Here is a 15,558-nt window from a genome sequence, read left to right on the forward strand (position 1 = left end):
AGCGCATTGCCAAAGGGTCACTACTCAAGAGGCTAGCTGTTGACCCTGTTACCCATTGCTAGTGCTGTTCTAGCTAGCACAATTACCAGTGGGCGGTGCATTGGCAGTGGCTTTTGGTTGGGGCAGCAACTCCGCGAACAGCCCCCTCTCAGCTTGAGTCTCCCTAGGGCGATCGCCAAAGCAGGTCAGCCATCCGACACACCTGCGCTATGGCCGCCACATCGTGGACACGCACCATATCTACTCCTTGGGCCACAGCATGGCAGCAGACGGCTGCGGTACCCCAAACTCGGTCTTTAGGGTTGGGTAGGTTCAAGACATCGCCAATAAAGCGTTTGCGCGATGGCCCCAGCAGCAGAGGATAGCCAAGGCTTTGAAATTGGCGCAACTCTCGCAAAAGGGTCAGATTCTGGGGTGTGGTTTTGGCAAAGCCAATGCCGGGGTCAATCATCAGGTGTTCTGGAGCAATGCCGCTCGTGATCGCCCGCTGTGTTTGTTCCCGAAAATAGCAGAGTAAATCGCCAATTAAATCCTCGTAGTTGGTCAATTGCTGCATAGTCGCTGGGGTTCCCCGCCGATGCATGAGGATGTAGGGCACCCCCAATGCGGCGACCGTGGCAAACATCTCGGAATCCGCCTGTCCCCCTGAGACATCGTTGACGATATTGGCACCTACTTCCACTGCTGCACGGGCAACCACCGCATGGGTTGTGTCAATGGAGATGGGAATCTGGGACTGCTGACGGATGCCCTCAATGACAGGCAACACCCGCGCCAACTCCGCACTAATGGGAACTTCACTGGCGCCGGGACGAGTGGACTCACCGCCCACATCAATGACATCAGCACCAGCGGCCACCATTTCTAAGGCATGGGCAACGGCACTGGCGGGATTAAAAAAATCTCCGCCGTCGCTGAAACTATCGGGGGTGATATTCAAAATGCCCATGATATAGGTGCGCTCTCCCCAAATGAGGGCGCGATCGCCCACATACCAGCCTTTCATGCACCAGTTTCTCCTTGTCGTTTCGCCTGTAGTCGGAAAAGAATTTCCTGGTGGACAGGTTGAGTAATGGGATAGAGGTAAGCTAGGACAATGCCAAGGATAAGAAAAAAGGTCGGCAGCGGTCCAATGGCAATGCGAATGGCTAAAAGTGCCGAGGCAGGCTGAATAGGTCGCGCTTCACCGCCAATGGTGGGAAGATATCCTGCCCACTGCAGTGCCTGACCCACAAGAAACAGCGCAAGGGCAAGACCCACTTTTTGTAACAGTACCATAAAGGCATAGAAGATACCTTCCCGCCGCTGGCCGCTGTTGAGCTCGTCTAGATCAATGACATCGGGGAGCATTGACCAGGGAACAAGATAGGCCGTCGAAACCCCAAACCCCGCCAGAATTGCGCAGACATAGACCAGCGCTGTCTGCCCCGGCTGCAGCAAGAACAACCCCGCCTGAGCAATGATCCACAATGTCATACCCATGTAATAGACGGCCTTCTTGCCCAAGCGGCGACTCACCGCACTCCAAACAAAGAGCATCCCCATTGCCGTAGATTGAACGACGAGTGCCACCTGCGTATATTCAGCGGGAGACATTCGCAACCAATCGCCAATAAAAAAGGGAATCAGGGAAGCTGTCATTTGCACCGCCAACCAAGAGCAGAGGTAAATCCCCATAACCAGCAAGAAGGGACGATTGTGAAAGACGAGGCGCAATTGTGTTTTCAGGGGTAAGCGGCTTTGGCAACTGCTAGGGGTGTGCTGTTCAAACTCGCGCACGCGCTGTTGGGTTCCCCATACACACCAGTAAATAGGCAGTACCGATAATGCGGCAGCAATACCCCCGAGGACAATATATTGGGTTGGCGGTTCCTGAATGACTCGGAAGAGCAGTTGTGCCAGCAGTAACGCACCAATGCTGCCCCCAATGGAAAAGGCAAAGCGAAAACTATTGAGACTGGTGCGTTCGTTGTAGTCCTCAGTGAGTTCCGCTGTCAAGGCACTGTAGGGCAGGTTCACAGCAGTATAAAACGTATTAAACAGGAGGCCCATGATGATGTAGTACGCAAACAGGAGCGTTTGATCCGTTGTCGGTACCCACCAGTTCAAGAAAAAACAGACGCCAAAGGGAATGGCTGCTGAGATCATCCAGATGTGGCGGCGTCCCCACCTACCCTTGGGGGTGCGATCGCTCAAATAGCCAATGATTGGGTCGTTGATGGCATCCCAGATTTTGCCAATCATCAACACGCTTCCTGCGAGGCCGGCACTGAGTCCAGCCACGTTTGTCAGGAACACCATCAAGAAAAACACCTGCAAGTTGGCGGTAATAGCGGTTCCCAGATCGCCGGCACCGAAGGCTAGTTTTGTCCAAAGGGGCAGGGGGGCGCGGACACTGGCGGCGGAACTTTCGCTGGAGGGGTCTGCTGACATTAGGATTTTTCCATTATTTTGGAGATGACGATTGGGATTTACACAGTTGTTGCTGGGCAACCCGCTGGGGTAGAGGCACTAACTAACCACTGAAACTGCCCATTGACTTGCCCATTCTAAAATGCGCTGCACTTCTTCTGGGGTTCTCCCTTGGCAGTAGAGGCGGAGCAGGGGTTCAGTGCCACTAAAGCGAATCAGTAACCAACTGCCATTGACAAGATGGAATTTGTAGCCGTCAACGGTGTGCCAATGGCTAACGGGCATATCTAAAATCTCGGTGAAGGGATGCTCGGCTAGTGTCGTCTCAAGTTTTTGCCGCTGCGCGGAGGAGGCAAGGGGGAGATCAAGGCGATCGTAGGCACTGTAAAAGTTCGTCATTTTCTGCAAGTGCTGATAGTATTCCCCTACGCTCCACCCCGAGGTCACCAGTGCTTGTAGAAGATACAAAGCTGAAAGGAACGCATCGCGCTCAGGAATATGGTGGCCATAGCCAATCCCACCGGATTCTTCACCCCCTAAGAGGATGGTTTCTCCAGCAAGCATGCGATCGCCAATGTATTTGAAGCCAATCGGCGTTTCAATTACAGGTAACCCATGGTGAGCTGCCACCCGCGCCACCAGCTCAGAGCTGCTGATGGATTTAATCACTGCCCCCCGATGGGGACTGTGCTGTACTAAGTGGTCAATCAAGATGGGAAGAATTTCTTGGGCGGTGTACAGCACCCCCTCGCCATCAATCACCGCCAAGCGATCGGCATCGCCGTCAAAAACTAGGCAGACGGTGGGAATCATGCTCTGTTGTTGCCGCAGTTGCTCTTGGGTTGCGGTTAAATACCGGCCAATCGGTTCAGGGGCACCGCCCCCAAAGAGGGGATCGCGATCGCGCCGAAACTCCCGTAGGGGTAAATCCAACAGTCGCTCTAGTCCACCGGCGGCGACCCCATGCATAACATCGGCACAGACTAAGAGTTTACCCGTGGCGATCGCCTCGCGAATCGGCGCTGGATCAACATGACTCCGCAAAGCTGCACAATAGCTTGGCCAAGGATCAAAGACTTGATAGTCCGTTTTTGCTTCACATACCAATGGTGGGTCTCCCTGAGCCAACTGTGCTTCGATAGTTTGGGTAACGGTTGTGGGGACTGAACCGCCAAAGGCGCCCTTCACCTTCAGTCCTGCATAGATAGCAGGATTGTGACTTGCCGTAATCACCAAGCCACCAATTGCTCCCGCCGCTTTGACTGCCCAGCTAAAGGCGGGGGTGGGTGCTGCGCAACTAGAAAGCCATACCTCATAGCCTTGGCTGACAAGTAGCTGGGCAACAGCTGCCGCAAACTGTTCCGCTAAAAACCGGCGATCATAGCCAACAATGATTCGAGGCGGTATGCCCTTGCCATAGGTTTGATAGAGGACTACCGCCGCTGTTTTAGCTGCCCGCAGCAGACGGTTAAAGGTAAATTCGGCACCAATGATGCCGCGCCAGCCATCAGTACCAAAGCGAATGGGGGCATCCTCAGGAATCAAAACTTGGTCTAGGCGAAGGACAGAACCAACCATAGAGCGCAACACTCAAAACCCCTCTGAACATATCATGCTGTTGTGCAGCCCTTTTCCGAAGTGGAAATGAGAATGATATAATTATTGCGAATTGTTAATTAGGCGATGGGCACTGCTGCTAGGTGCCTTTCGGACATGATTAACCCCTACTAGCCTAGACCTGCATCACCTTTAGAGAGGTATTGAACACTATGGCATTTGTACAAGAACCCCTGCCCTTTGATCCAGGTGCCCTTGAACCCTATGGCATGTCTGCGAAAACTTTTGAATTTCACTATGGCAAGCACCATAAAGCCTACGTGGACAACCTCAACAAACTCACCCAAGATACTGAACTGGCTGACAAATCTCTTGAAGATGTTATTCGCATAACCTATGGCGATGCAGCCAAAGTGGGCATTTTCAACAATGCCGCTCAAGCGTGGAATCACACCTTCTTCTGGAATAGCCTTAAGCCCGGCGGTGGTGGTGCCCCCACAGGAGATGTAGCGGCTCGCATTAACAGTGCTTTTGGTAGCTATGACGAGTTCAAGTCCCAGTTCAAAAATGCGGCTGCTACTCAATTTGGCAGCGGCTGGGCTTGGTTGGTGCTCGAAGCTGGTACGCTGAAGGTAACCAAAACCCCCAATGCGGAGAATCCGCTGGTTCATGGTCAAGTGCCTCTGCTGACCCTTGACGTGTGGGAGCACGCCTATTACCTCGACTACCAAAACCGTCGTCCCGACTTCATTGATAACTTCCTCAACCAACTGGTGAATTGGGACTTTGTTGCCAAAAATCTAGCGGCTGCCTAAGATTCCTCATCTAATTTGCCACTACTGTATCAACTGTATAACTTCACTGACCCCCGTTCTCGTTGAGCGGGGTTTTTATTGCCAAGGAGTGAGTCAGCCACAGCCGTATAACATGGTTAAGTTAAGATTAAGATAAAAGCAAGTTTCGTTAATCAACGTTAATTTAATAGTGGTATTTCTTTGGGCGTTGAGCAAGGGGGGCTTATGGAAACCCTAGGGCATATCGCGTACGCCGCTTTTGAAAAGTACTACCGCAAAATCAGCAAACATGAGCCGGGGGTAATTCGAGACCGCGATGTTGAAGCAATTCACCAGATGCGGGTGGGTCTGCGCCGCCTGCGAACAGCTCTGGAGGTGTTTTGCAACACAGTGCGTTTGCCCAAGGGGGTTTCAATTCAGCGGGTGCGGGCGATCGCGGGCAGCCTCAGTCCCGTACGGGATTTAGATGTAATGATGCTGGCGCTCAAGGAACAGTATTACCCTCATTTGCCTCGCCCTGAGCAACAACAACTGGCAAAACTAATTAAGAAACTTGAAAAACAACGCACAGAACTTCTGCAAAAAGCCCTCCAACTGCTGCGGAGCGATCGCTATCGCAAATTGCAACAGGGACTAGAAGAATGGCTAGCTGCCCCGCAATATCGTGAGATTGCCAACTTGCCAACGGAACTGATTGCCCCGGATATTTTGTTGCCTTTGGTGTGTCAACTGCTGCTGCATCCAGGGTGGCAAGTGGCCATTGAATGGCAGGGCGATCGCCCCATCTTCCTTGCGGTGAGTAACCCGCCCCAGTGGCTGCAAACAGCGGGTGAAGAACTCCACGATCTCCGCAAGCAAACCAAGCGAGTCCGCTATCAAATGGAACTCTTTAGCAGTGTCTATGGAGACGCCTTCAGCAAGCAGGTGGATGCCTTTGCTCAGTTGCAGGAACTTTTAGGTACACTTCACGATGGCGTTGTCCTCCATGACTTTTTCCGTACCCAACTCGGACTCAACCTCCGCCAAGCCTCTCCTTGCCTCGCAGAAATGATTGCCCTTGAGCAGACACGCCAGTGGCAAACTTGGCGCTGCGTCCAGCAGGAATACCTCAGTCCCGAAAAACGCCATCAAGTGCGCTCCTTGCTCCTGATGCCACCAATAACAATGAGTACCAATGGCAACTCCTTTACTCATTCGATGATCTCCTCTGCCAACTGAGAGAGAGGGGGCAGTAATGGTAACAATTGATTTTCAGTTGTCCTAGGGCGATCGCCCTTGCCAATCTGTATGCGACGATAAACATAAAACCCCTGCCAGTCGAGGAGAACAAAAAACGAATGAGCGTTATCGAGCAAAAAGCTTTAAGTGTCGGTCTGCGGGTGCGCGTCAAGACCCCCACTGTGGTCTATCACCATCCTGAGCATCGGAACGAACCCTTTGACCTTCAAGGGATGGAAGGAGAAATTTGCGCCATCCTCAACGACTGGCAAGGTCGTCCGATTAGTCCCAACTACCCAATTCAGGTGCGCTTTAGTCCTAAGTTCATTGCCCATTTGCACCCCGACGAACTGGAAGTGATTTAGGTACGCTGGATATGCCTCCCCGTTGGCCCCGTAAGCCCGATCGCCGTGATCCGAGCTATCGCCGCTTGGACGATCGCATGAATTTTGCTGTCCATGTTGCCCTTTTTGCTGCTTTTAATTCCGGTGGCTGGTTTTGGCATCGATTGCAACCTATGGCAGTGCCCTTTATGCCGACGGTAACACTGGTGTGGTTAACGTTGTTGGCAGTCCATGCTCTCTATGTGTTCGCGATCGCCCGTTATGCCGACTGAAACCAAGCTTTTCTGCTCCCTTAGGTCATAGCTGTAACAACCGAGCGCGATCGAGATTAATGCACAGGCTCCCGCAAGACTTGAGAACTAGATAGGGACTTAGAAAGCACCCTCCCCTATCAATTTTCACAGCTTTACCCCTATTGGCGCCATGGTCGTAAATAATTTATCCACTTGTTATCCACTTGCGCAGGAGACCTTGGCGGATGTCAACAAAATGTACTCTTAATCCGGATTACAGGAGGGGTACGCAACCGGGGCACATCCACCGCTCCACCGCATACCCATCAACAAATCGTCTTGTATGAACAGATCACCGATGGCAGATTGCGCCTAGTCGGCCAGCAGCCCTTGCAAAATCTAGTTGGGGATCAAGAGGCCACCGTGATGTTTGAGCGTCCTTGGAACATGTCACCCCCAGCAGAGAGGGAGGTTCCACCTAGCTATGTGCTGGAGATTGGCGACAATCCAGATATTCGGATTGATAGTAACTCCAACAATGATGACCGTCGCTTAGGAAGTCATCGCCTTGAACGCAGTGGCGCTCAGAGGAGGACACTCTTTGTTCGTCTGCTATCAAGAAAGTGCACAAAAGTGTACACTGTTCTCTTCCTGCCCCGAACGCATTCGTATCTGACAGTTACCAGAAGCAGACTGTAGCCTGCTTCTAGTAAACGTAACTTTCCCGACCACCTTTAGAACCTTTCCAGAGGTGGTACCAGCATTGCCGGACGGACTCGCCACGGGTAGAGCAGTTGCGGTTGCCAGCCGTTTCAGGTTTTCCATGAGACTATTACACACTATTGCATACGATTGTCAGTACTAGAGTTTAGCTCCTATGGGCGATCGCACAGTAACCTACAGTCCAGCCTTTACCCTTGTGCCCACTTACGAGTGCTTTAACCGCTGCACTTACTGTAACTTTCGCCGCGATATTGGCAGCAGCGGCTGGTTAAGCGTAGAGGCAGCCGCCAAACAACTTGCTGCTCTTGACTCCGAGCACGTGCGCGAAATCCTCATTCTCAGTGGCGAAGTTGCTCCCGATAGTCCTCAGCGCTCCCAATGGTTGGAGCGTCTTTACGAGCTAGCCACCCTGGCGTTGGACTGTGGATTTTTGCCCCACACCAATGCCGGTCCCCTCACTCGAGCGGAAATGGCCTATCTCAAGCAGGTGAATGCCTCGATGGGACTCATGCTAGAACAATTAACCCCAAAACTGTTGCACACCGTTCATCGCCACGCCCCCAGCAAAGATCCCCAACTGCGCTTGAGGCAACTGGAACAAGCAGGGGAACTGGGCATTCCCTTCACCACGGGGTTGCTCTTGGGGATTGGCGAAGACCCCGAGGACTGGGCAGAGACCCTCACCGCCATTGCTGAGTGCCATCGGCGTTGGGGACACATTCAGGAGGTCATTCTGCAACCCCACAGTCGCGGCCAGCGGCAGGAAGAAGCCCTACTGGGATTTGATTTAAGCCAGTTACCACAGCTGGTGAGCTGGGCGCGATCGCTCCTGCCTCAAGACATCACGATTCAAATTCCGGCAAATCTGGTTACCCAGCACAAGCTCTTGCGGGCATGTCTAGAAGCAGGGGCGCGGGATTTGGGGGGCATTGTCCCGCTAGATCATGTCAATCCCGACTATCCCCATATGGACATTGACCAACTGAGAACTCAGCTCCAGGCTTGGGGATGGGAACTCGTTCCCCGATTGCCGATTTACCCTCAGTTTCTAGATTGGCTCCCCCCTGTTTTGAGGAGAAGAGTTCCTCAGGGCTATTGCTAAAACAGCCAGCCAGTCATTAGGCAATATGCTAACCTATTGTTCTAGCAAATAGAAGTGAGATTGGCAGTGCTAAGTCCTAATTGGTTGTTACTGCAACTGGGAATTCATATCAACCTATTGCAGCTGGTTCATGGTTTAATCAGCATACCTCGCTACCTCAAGGATTTAATCCAATTCAAAAAAAACTATCGAGGCTCCCTAGGACTGTTCCCCTGTCTGCATGATTGGTATGAGGAAGCAGGAATAGCAAAGGGAGAGTACTTTTGGCAAGACTTGTACGTTGCTCAAAGGATTTTTAAAAATCATCCAGTGCGACATGTTGATATTGGCTCTCGAATAGACGGTTTTATTGCTCATGTTGCCAGCTTTAGAGAAGTTGAAGTTTTTGATATTAGACCTCTTAAATCCTCTATCCCAAATGTTGTCTTTCGTCAGGTAGATCTGATGAATCCGACTTTTTCTTTGAGCAACTATTGCGATTCTCTCTCGTGTCTGCATGCTTTAGAGCACTTTGGGCTTGAGCGCTACGGTGATCCCATAAATCCAGAAGGACATATAGTTGGCCTGCAAAAAATGGCGGAACTACTTCAGCTAAAAGGACTATTTTACCTTTCTGTACCAATTGGTAGAGAAAAAGTTGAGTTTAATGGCCATAGAATTATTGACCCTCTGTATCTTTTAGAAGTGACTACCAATCTGGGCTTGATTCTAGATAAATTTGCCTATGTAGATCGAAACGATACATTAGTAGAATCCACAACGCCAAATCATGACATGAAGCAGCTATCCAAGTTGCCTTACTCTCCTGGAATCTTTACATTTATTAAGCAAGCGTAAACAATCTAGATCATTAGTTAGGGAGTCAAAAATAATGTTTTCTCAATTACTGTCTTCCCTATTTGGGAGCAAAAATGAAACTGGCCGCAGCAAGTGGCTGGAACAAAAGTTACACTCTATTCCGCCCGGATTGAGAATCTTGGATGCCGGAGCCGGCGAACTGAGGAATAAACACCTGTGTGATCATCTCATCTACGTTTCTCAGGACTTTTGTCAGTACGATGGTCAAGGAAATAAGGAAGGTCTGCACACAGGAAATTGGGACACTAGCAAAGTTGATCTTGTTTGTGACATTACAGAGATTCCAGAGCCTGATGCCTCTTTTGATGTAATCCTGTGTAGTGAAGTATTCGAGCACATTCCCGATCCCCTCAAAGCTCTAGAAGAGTTTTCCCGATTGCTGAAGACAGGGGGCAAATTAATTCTCACCGCTCCCTTCGCATCTCTAGTTCATTTTGCGCCCTACCACTACGCGACTGGATTTAGTCGGTATTGGTATGAATATCACTTGCCACGATATGGTTTTAAAATTGAGGAGTTGGCACCCAACGGCGATTGGTTTGCCTATCTTGAGCAAGAGCTCATGAGATTGCCTCAAATGACACGACAGTATGGAGACTGGAGTTGGCCAATTTCCTACCTTGTCTCTCTTGTTGGTGGCCTTTACTTCTTGTTACGGGGGAAACGGCTAAAAGCTTCCGAGCTTGCCTGTTTTGGCTGGCACTGTTTGGCTATAAGATGCTGATTTTGCCTTTCCAAAGTCTGAACTGTGTGATTAGGAGTGAACTGCCGAAGAAATTACAAACTCTTGTTTGAGGGAGGTGGGATTGTCTTGGATGCTGTTGAGACCAATCAAAATTAGCTTGTTTCCTTGCTTTTAACTTTCTTTGTGCCGTAACTCCAATCCCAGTTGGTAGATACGCCGGCGTGGCAAGCCAGTAAGAGTTGCTATCTGGCTGCTAGCTTGAGTAAGAGAAAAGCCTTGCGCCAGTAGGGCACTTAGTTCTTCTTTGAGAGCTTCCCAGTCCACGGCTGAAGAGGAGGAAGTAGCTCCCCCTATCACCAGGGTGTACTCGCCGCGGGGAGGATGATCAGCGAGATGGGCACAAGCAGTAGCCAACGTGCCGCGCCAAAATTCTTCGTGGCGCTTCGTGAGTTCACGGGCAAGTACGAGCAGGCGATCGCTCCCTAATACTTGACATAGCTCTGTTACCGTTTGTACCAAACGATGGGGGGCTTCGTAGAGAAGAATCGTGCGAGTTTCCTGTTGTAATGCGGCTAGTCGCTGCTGGCGATCGCGCCCCTTGGCAGGCAAAAAGCCCTCAAAGCAAAAGCGATTCATGGGTAATCCTGAGGCCATCAAGGCCGTTAGGGCAGCGTTTGCACCGGGAATCGGCGTCACAGGAATGGCTGCGGCAATGCAGGCAGTAATTAATTCATAGCCGGGATCGGACACCCCCGGCAGGCCCGCATCACTGACGAGGGCAATCTGCTGACCTGCTTCTAGGCGCTGAAGCAGTTGGGGGACACGCTGTCGGATATTGTGCTCATGGAGGCTAATTTGTTGCGTGATAATACCAAAGTGCTGTAATAGGCGGCCGGTGTGGCGCGTATCCTCCGCAGCAATGAGATCTACCTCCTTGAGAATGCGCAGGGCACGAGCAGTTATGTCCTCCAGGTTACCAATGGGGGTACCCACTACCCACAATTGTCCGATGCCCATCAGGAAATTTTTTCGCCACTGAGAATAAAGATCGGTTCCACCGCTGCAAAAATTTGGTGTCCCCCCCGCGTTTCCAGACGATTAATCACCGATTGCACCACCTCTAGACTGCGGGCTTGGACTGTTGCGAAACCTTCAGAGAGGGCATAGAGATTTTCCAAACTGCTGGCGATCGCCACCAAACGGCCACCGGGGGCAAGATACTCCCAAGCTCGGAGTAAAACTTCTTTAATCGGGCGCCCCCCTTCAAGGCAAATGCGCTGCGGTGTACCGCGTAACCGAGGAAAGCAATCTGGCGCTGAACCGGCAACAATCTGGACATTTTTGACGCCAAAGCGATCACAATTGCGCTGAATGAGATCAACAACTTCCTCATCGCGTTCAATCGCAATTACCTTTCCCTGTTTCGCCAAGCGTGCTGCTTCAACGGCAATTGTACCCGTGCCTGCTCCCACATCCCAAAGGCAGCAGTCCGGCTCAAGCCGCAAATACGAAAGCATCAATAACCGCGTTTCCCGTTGGGTGAGGGGAATACCTGGCAATCGCTCAAAAAGACTATCGGGGATACCCGGAGTAACAAATGGCCAAGGATCCGCCGTCATGGAAACTGCCTAAAATACTTAAGCGTTACTGCTTTGAGCGAGCAGCCGTTCCTTGAGTTGTGCTAAGGCATCTGCCCAGCGGGGATCCGGTTCAACAGCTTCCGTATCCATGGAGCCGTATTCCGTGGACACAGAATTCGCTTGGGTACGCCGCCCATTATTTTTGTTATTTTTGCGATTGTTGCTGCGGTTACTGGGAGTGGGCTTTTCTGCCGCTACTTCTTCTTTTTCTTTTTCTTTGGCTTCAGATTTGGGCTTGTCGTTGGCCTTCTCAATCTTGAGGGGATTGTCCTTAAAGGTGTAGCCGTTGAGTTTCTCAATCACCTGATCCGCTACTTCCTCGGACTCGACGGTGACAAAGCCAAACCCCCGGCACTTGCCAGTTTTGCGATCGGTAATCAGTTTAGTGGTACCTATTTGGCCTACCTCTTGATGAAAGAGGGCTTCTAGTTCCTCGCGGCTCAGTTCACGCGGCAGATTGCCCACATATAAACGTACAGACATAAAAAACCTCCCTTACGCAGCTTAAAAACAACAGGATTGAAAAATGGACAGTCGGGCGTGAGAAACCGCTCGCAACTGAGGCCTACGTCCCACAGTGGCACGTAAAGCCGCCGTCTCTATTGGTGGTGTAAAATGACTAGTCTGGTCCACAGCGATTATTGTTAGTTGAGAACCGCAATAGATGGAGCAGAGCAAAAGCAATGTACGCACTTAGCTCTTAAGTTATCTCTACTTAGGCTAACACGGTTTCTCCACCTAGAGCTAGAATTTTGCGGGAAAATTTTGCCGTGGCAGGGCAAACGCGATATGGCACAATAATCAATGCTGTTTTTGCGATGGGATGCCTGTGACTGCGACTGCTCTACCTCGTCGGCCTGTTTTCCCCTTTGCGGCGATTGTCGGTCAGGATGAAATGAAACTGTCACTGTTGCTCAATGTGATCGACCCCAAAATTGGGGGCGTCATGATCATGGGCGATCGCGGTACGGGCAAATCAACTACAATCCGTGCCCTAGCGGATCTGCTACCCGAAATCGAGGTGGTGGCCGATGATCCATTTAATAGTCACCCCAGCGATCCCGATCTGATGAGCGATGCCGTGAAGGTGGCTGTGGCAGCGGGTGAACCAATTCACACCGTTAAGAAAAAAGTGCCCATGGTGGATCTGCCGTTAGGGGCAACTGAAGACCGGGTGTGCGGCACAATTGACATTGAAAAAGCGCTTGCTGAGGGGGTGAAGGCCTTTGAGCCGGGACTTTTGGCGAAAGCAAATCGCGGCATTCTCTATGTGGATGAAGTCAACCTCCTCGACGATCACTTGGTGGATGTCTTGCTTGATGCGGCTGCCTCCGGCTGGAATACTGTTGAGCGCGAGGGTATTTCCATTCGGCACCCTGCACGATTTGTCTTAGTTGGTTCTGGTAACCCAGAGGAAGGCGAACTGCGACCGCAACTACTGGATCGCTTTGGCATGCATGCTGAGATTCGAACAGTAAAGGATCCTACGCTGCGGGTGGAAATTGTGGAACAGCGATCGCAATTTGATCAAAACCCCGCAGCCTTTCTGGCAAAGTATCAAGCCCAACAGGAAGCGCTACAGGCCAAGTTAGTTGCCGCCCAAGCTCTATTGCCCAGCGTCACCATTGACCACGAACTGCGGGTAAAAATTTCCCAAGTGTGCGCCGAGCTAGATGTGGATGGCCTGCGGGGGGATATTGTGACCAATCGCGCTGCCAAGGCCCTAGCTGCTTTTGAGGGACGCACGGAGGTCACCGTTGAAGATATTGCGCGGGTCATTGTCCTCTGTCTGCGCCACCGGCTGCGCAAAGATCCTCTAGAGTCTATTGATTCTGGGTATAAGGTGAGCAAGGTCTTCCGAGAGGTCTTTGGTGTAGAGATTGCTGCCTAGGCTGAAGATTGCAACCGCTCTAATCTCCACTCGTAGAGCGATCGCGCCACCCCTTTCTCAGGCACTTGATCCTGTTGGTCTTGATTGAAAACTGGGCGCAGTAGATTTAACAACCCTTGATGAATTTTTTCTGCGGGCGCATCTGCCAATTCACTCAACTTTTCAAGGCTGATTGCTCGATCGCGGTGAACAACTCCATTACCTGCGCCATTTTTTTAACTAGGGAATCATCCTCTGGACGCTGCTCTGCTTTTTGCCATGCTCGCCACAGTCCTCCCAATATTGGGTCGCGATACTTTTCTTCACTTTCACTTCCCTGAATATGCCAATTTTTCTGTTTACATTACCAAAGTAGGAGTTGCTCCAGCATCTTGGCAAATTGCATCAAGGCCACCGTATAGTTCCCCTGCTGCAAGCTCAGCTCAATCAATAGCTCATATTCCCATATTTTCAAAAAGTTGCTCTCTGCCGTCTCACTGTTGGGACAGCGAATGACCGTTGCCTGACACCACTCCCGCCGTTGAGCTTTGCTAGTCACTGCTCTGGTAGCCTTTTGATCCAGCCAGTCTTCTCCCTGAATCGCCTTGAGAAAATGGGGAATGCTCCAGTTTGTGGCTAATGCGAGCCATCAGCCAATTGATAAAGCGCCTCATGGCGATCGCGATGGGCCTCAAGCAGTACCTTGGCGGCAGTAAAGTCACCCCGTTTCCAAGCGGTGGCAATCCGCTCGCGCTCGAGGGGCCAAAATACTTCACTGAAGGACACCACCTCAAAGCCTTCAGCACAGCGGGCCAACTGATTGGTTAATCAAAAAATGGCCTTGGCTCCGTGGGGATAATTTGGCTAACGGGATACCGACGTATGAGACAAGGCATCCGCTATTTGCGGCACAGACCCTTTGGTTTGAATGTGCAACTGCCAATTGCCGTGGTCGGACTTTGGCAAATTCTCGATGTACTGCTCTACCTGTTTCTTTGTAAAGTTCCACAGTTGTTGCCTATTGTTCACATCCACTGAACATTTCCAGACTGCAACTTTGAGATGAGGATATCTTTGTCGAATTGCCCCCGCCATCAATTGCGCTAGCCAATAGGTATCGGCGGCTCGAAATTACCAATCCACTGAGTCGGGCTGATCGGTTCCCCAGAGAATCACCTCTGGATGTTCTTCAACCATCATTGCACCGCCAGCCCACCTGTCGGTTACCCACAGTCATTATTCAGTGTTGTCTTCATTTGCATTAAGTTATGGATATTACTGAGGAGGTTGCTCAAGGGCGATCGCCCCCAAGTAACCGCGGCGGTAGTCCTGCAATAGGTGTCGTGCCGCCCGCTCTAAGTCCCCATGGTAGCGGTGGTGGGCGAGATCGTGCAGATAGGTTTCCCCTGTGTCAGTAACAGCTAAACCATAGCGATCGCTAAGGCGATCGGCGTGTCCTAACTTGTGCAACAACTCCACTAGAATCGGTGCCACCCGGCAAGGATCGTAGGCCGCTTGGCCAATGTCATCACAAATGGCCAGTTTTACCGCCGCGTCTTGATCCTTGAAATTCATCGGCAAGACACCGGGGGCATCCAAAAGTTCTAATGTGGGCGACAAGCGCACCCAGCGCAACTGCCGTGTCACGCCGGGACGGGCGGCACTTTCGACAACCCGCTGCTGTAGGAGGCGATTAATGAGTGCTGATTTGCCAACATTGGGAAACCCCAAGACAACGGCACGCACCGCTCTTACCTGCATGCCCCGCTGTTGACGACGCTGGTTCATTGCTGCCCCAGACTGCACTGCCGCCTGTTGGAGTCGGCGAATCCCTTCACCCCGCTGCGCATTTGTGAAAAAGACCGTTTCCCCCTGTGCCTCAAACCATGCTAGCCATTGCTGGCGATCGCGATCGCTAATTCTGTCCATGCCATTAAGCACCAAAAGGCGGTGCTTGCCGCTGGCCCACTGCCGAATTTGGGGATGGCAACTGGCAAGGGGTATCCGTGCATCCCGCACTTCAAAGATGACGTCCACTTGTTTGAGCTGTTCTTTGAGGGCGCGTTCTGCTTTGGCAATGTGGCCGGGATACCACTGAATTATTGAACTCATAGAGATTTCA

Annotated in this window: 19 protein-coding genes and 3 pseudogenes; 9 read left to right on the forward strand and 13 right to left on the reverse strand. The window is 51.4% G+C overall.

The window, feature by feature from the left end:
• Window positions 1-163 precede the first annotated feature (163 nt).
• The 6 genes and pseudogenes from folP to P3X23_RS12055 form a co-directional block, all read right to left on the reverse strand.
• Window positions 164-1,006, reverse strand: a complete 843-nt coding sequence (folP, locus tag P3X23_RS10480; protein WP_300876404.1) for a dihydropteroate synthase — start codon at window positions 1,004-1,006, stop codon at window positions 164-166.
• On the reverse strand, window positions 1,003-2,433 hold the full coding sequence (locus P3X23_RS10485; protein WP_300876406.1) for an MFS transporter: 1,431 nt from the start codon (window positions 2,431-2,433) through the stop codon (window positions 1,003-1,005). The genes folP and P3X23_RS10485 overlap by 4 nt, the downstream gene beginning before the upstream one ends.
• Window positions 2,434-2,511: 78 nt before the next feature.
• Complete coding sequence (locus P3X23_RS12040; protein ID WP_367186607.1) at window positions 2,512-2,811, reverse strand: hypothetical protein; 300 nt, start codon at window positions 2,809-2,811, stop codon at window positions 2,512-2,514.
• A 12-nt stretch (window positions 2,812-2,823) separates the two neighbouring features.
• Window positions 2,824-3,459: pseudogene (locus tag P3X23_RS12045) on the reverse strand (phosphoglucomutase/phosphomannomutase family protein); the annotation flags it as partial.
• Between the two features lie 8 nt (window positions 3,460-3,467).
• Window positions 3,468-3,512, reverse strand: a pseudogene (locus P3X23_RS12050) (hypothetical protein); the annotation flags it as partial.
• Window positions 3,513-3,540: 28 nt separating this feature from the next.
• Window positions 3,541-3,990 (reverse strand): annotated as a pseudogene (locus P3X23_RS12055) (phosphoglucomutase/phosphomannomutase family protein); the annotation flags it as partial.
• Window positions 3,991-4,181: 191 nt separating this feature from the next.
• On the opposite strand from P3X23_RS12055, the gene P3X23_RS10495 reads away from it, so the two are divergent.
• From P3X23_RS10495 to P3X23_RS10525, 7 genes are all read left to right on the forward strand, one after another.
• Complete coding sequence (locus P3X23_RS10495) at window positions 4,182-4,784, forward strand: superoxide dismutase (protein ID WP_300876413.1); 603 nt, start codon at window positions 4,182-4,184, stop codon at window positions 4,782-4,784.
• A 180-nt stretch (window positions 4,785-4,964) separates the two neighbouring features.
• The gene (locus tag P3X23_RS10500; protein ID WP_300876416.1) at window positions 4,965-5,981 is read left to right on the forward strand and encodes a CHAD domain-containing protein; all 1,017 of its coding nucleotides are present in this window, start codon (window positions 4,965-4,967) and stop codon (window positions 5,979-5,981) included.
• 119 nt (window positions 5,982-6,100) lie between these two features.
• On the forward strand, window positions 6,101-6,346 hold the full coding sequence (locus P3X23_RS10505) for a ferredoxin-thioredoxin reductase variable chain (protein ID WP_300876418.1): 246 nt from the start codon (window positions 6,101-6,103) through the stop codon (window positions 6,344-6,346).
• A gap of 11 nt (window positions 6,347-6,357) precedes the next feature.
• Window positions 6,358-6,597: a hypothetical protein gene (locus tag P3X23_RS10510; protein WP_300876421.1), complete on the forward strand. Its 240-nt coding sequence runs from the start codon at window positions 6,358-6,360 to the stop codon at window positions 6,595-6,597.
• 838 nt (window positions 6,598-7,435) lie between these two features.
• The gene (gene cofG, locus P3X23_RS10515) at window positions 7,436-8,383 is read left to right on the forward strand and encodes a 7,8-didemethyl-8-hydroxy-5-deazariboflavin synthase subunit CofG (RefSeq protein ID WP_300876424.1); all 948 of its coding nucleotides are present in this window, start codon (window positions 7,436-7,438) and stop codon (window positions 8,381-8,383) included.
• Between the two features lie 66 nt (window positions 8,384-8,449).
• Window positions 8,450-9,220, forward strand: coding sequence for a DUF268 domain-containing protein (locus tag P3X23_RS10520; RefSeq protein WP_300876502.1), 771 nt, complete (start codon window positions 8,450-8,452; stop codon window positions 9,218-9,220).
• 34 nt (window positions 9,221-9,254) lie between these two features.
• On the forward strand, window positions 9,255-9,965 hold the full coding sequence (locus P3X23_RS10525; RefSeq protein WP_300876426.1) for a class I SAM-dependent methyltransferase: 711 nt from the start codon (window positions 9,255-9,257) through the stop codon (window positions 9,963-9,965).
• Between the two features lie 132 nt (window positions 9,966-10,097).
• Here P3X23_RS10525 and rsmI read toward each other — a convergent pair whose 3' ends face one another.
• Genes rsmI through P3X23_RS10540 form a run of 3 tightly spaced genes read right to left on the reverse strand, consistent with a single transcriptional unit; the run spans window position 10,098 to window position 12,049 of the window.
• The gene (rsmI, locus tag P3X23_RS10530) at window positions 10,098-10,943 is read right to left on the reverse strand and encodes a 16S rRNA (cytidine(1402)-2'-O)-methyltransferase (RefSeq protein ID WP_300876429.1); all 846 of its coding nucleotides are present in this window, start codon (window positions 10,941-10,943) and stop codon (window positions 10,098-10,100) included.
• A complete protein-coding gene (cbiT, locus tag P3X23_RS10535) occupies window positions 10,943-11,545 on the reverse strand; it encodes a precorrin-6Y C5,15-methyltransferase subunit CbiT (RefSeq protein WP_300876432.1) in 603 nt (200 codons plus the stop codon). The genes rsmI and cbiT overlap by 1 nt, the downstream gene beginning before the upstream one ends.
• 18 nt (window positions 11,546-11,563) lie before the next feature.
• Window positions 11,564-12,049 (reverse strand): RNA-binding protein, encoded by a 486-nt coding sequence (locus tag P3X23_RS10540; RefSeq protein WP_300876435.1) that lies wholly within the window; start codon window positions 12,047-12,049, stop codon window positions 11,564-11,566.
• A 346-nt stretch (window positions 12,050-12,395) separates the two neighbouring features.
• Between P3X23_RS10540 and bchI the strand changes: the two genes are divergently transcribed.
• Window positions 12,396-13,457 (forward strand): magnesium chelatase ATPase subunit I, encoded by a 1,062-nt coding sequence (gene bchI / locus P3X23_RS10545; protein ID WP_367186603.1) that lies wholly within the window; start codon window positions 12,396-12,398, stop codon window positions 13,455-13,457.
• On the opposite strand, the gene P3X23_RS10550 is transcribed toward bchI, so the two are convergent.
• From P3X23_RS10550 to P3X23_RS10560, 3 genes are all read right to left on the reverse strand, one after another.
• Complete coding sequence (locus tag P3X23_RS10550; RefSeq protein WP_300876442.1) at window positions 13,454-13,615, reverse strand: hypothetical protein; 162 nt, start codon at window positions 13,613-13,615, stop codon at window positions 13,454-13,456. The genes bchI and P3X23_RS10550 overlap by 4 nt on opposite strands.
• A 185-nt stretch (window positions 13,616-13,800) precedes the next feature.
• Complete coding sequence (locus P3X23_RS10555) at window positions 13,801-13,995, reverse strand: hypothetical protein (protein ID WP_300876444.1); 195 nt, start codon at window positions 13,993-13,995, stop codon at window positions 13,801-13,803.
• 77 nt (window positions 13,996-14,072) lie between these two features.
• Window positions 14,073-14,252, reverse strand: coding sequence for a hypothetical protein (locus tag P3X23_RS10560; RefSeq protein ID WP_300876446.1), 180 nt, complete (start codon window positions 14,250-14,252; stop codon window positions 14,073-14,075).
• 66 nt (window positions 14,253-14,318) lie between these two features.
• On the opposite strand from P3X23_RS10560, the gene P3X23_RS10565 reads away from it, so the two are divergent.
• The gene (locus tag P3X23_RS10565) at window positions 14,319-14,474 is read left to right on the forward strand and encodes a hypothetical protein (protein WP_300876448.1); all 156 of its coding nucleotides are present in this window, start codon (window positions 14,319-14,321) and stop codon (window positions 14,472-14,474) included.
• Window positions 14,475-14,711: 237 nt separating this feature from the next.
• Here P3X23_RS10565 and ylqF read toward each other — a convergent pair whose 3' ends face one another.
• Window positions 14,712-15,548, reverse strand: a complete 837-nt coding sequence (gene ylqF / locus P3X23_RS10570) for a ribosome biogenesis GTPase YlqF (RefSeq protein ID WP_300876450.1) — start codon at window positions 15,546-15,548, stop codon at window positions 14,712-14,714.
• Window positions 15,549-15,558 lie beyond the last annotated feature (10 nt).

Source organism: Thermosynechococcus sp. Uc (genome assembly GCF_029335995.1).
Lineage (GTDB): Bacteria > Cyanobacteriota > Cyanobacteriia > Thermosynechococcales > Thermosynechococcaceae > Thermosynechococcus.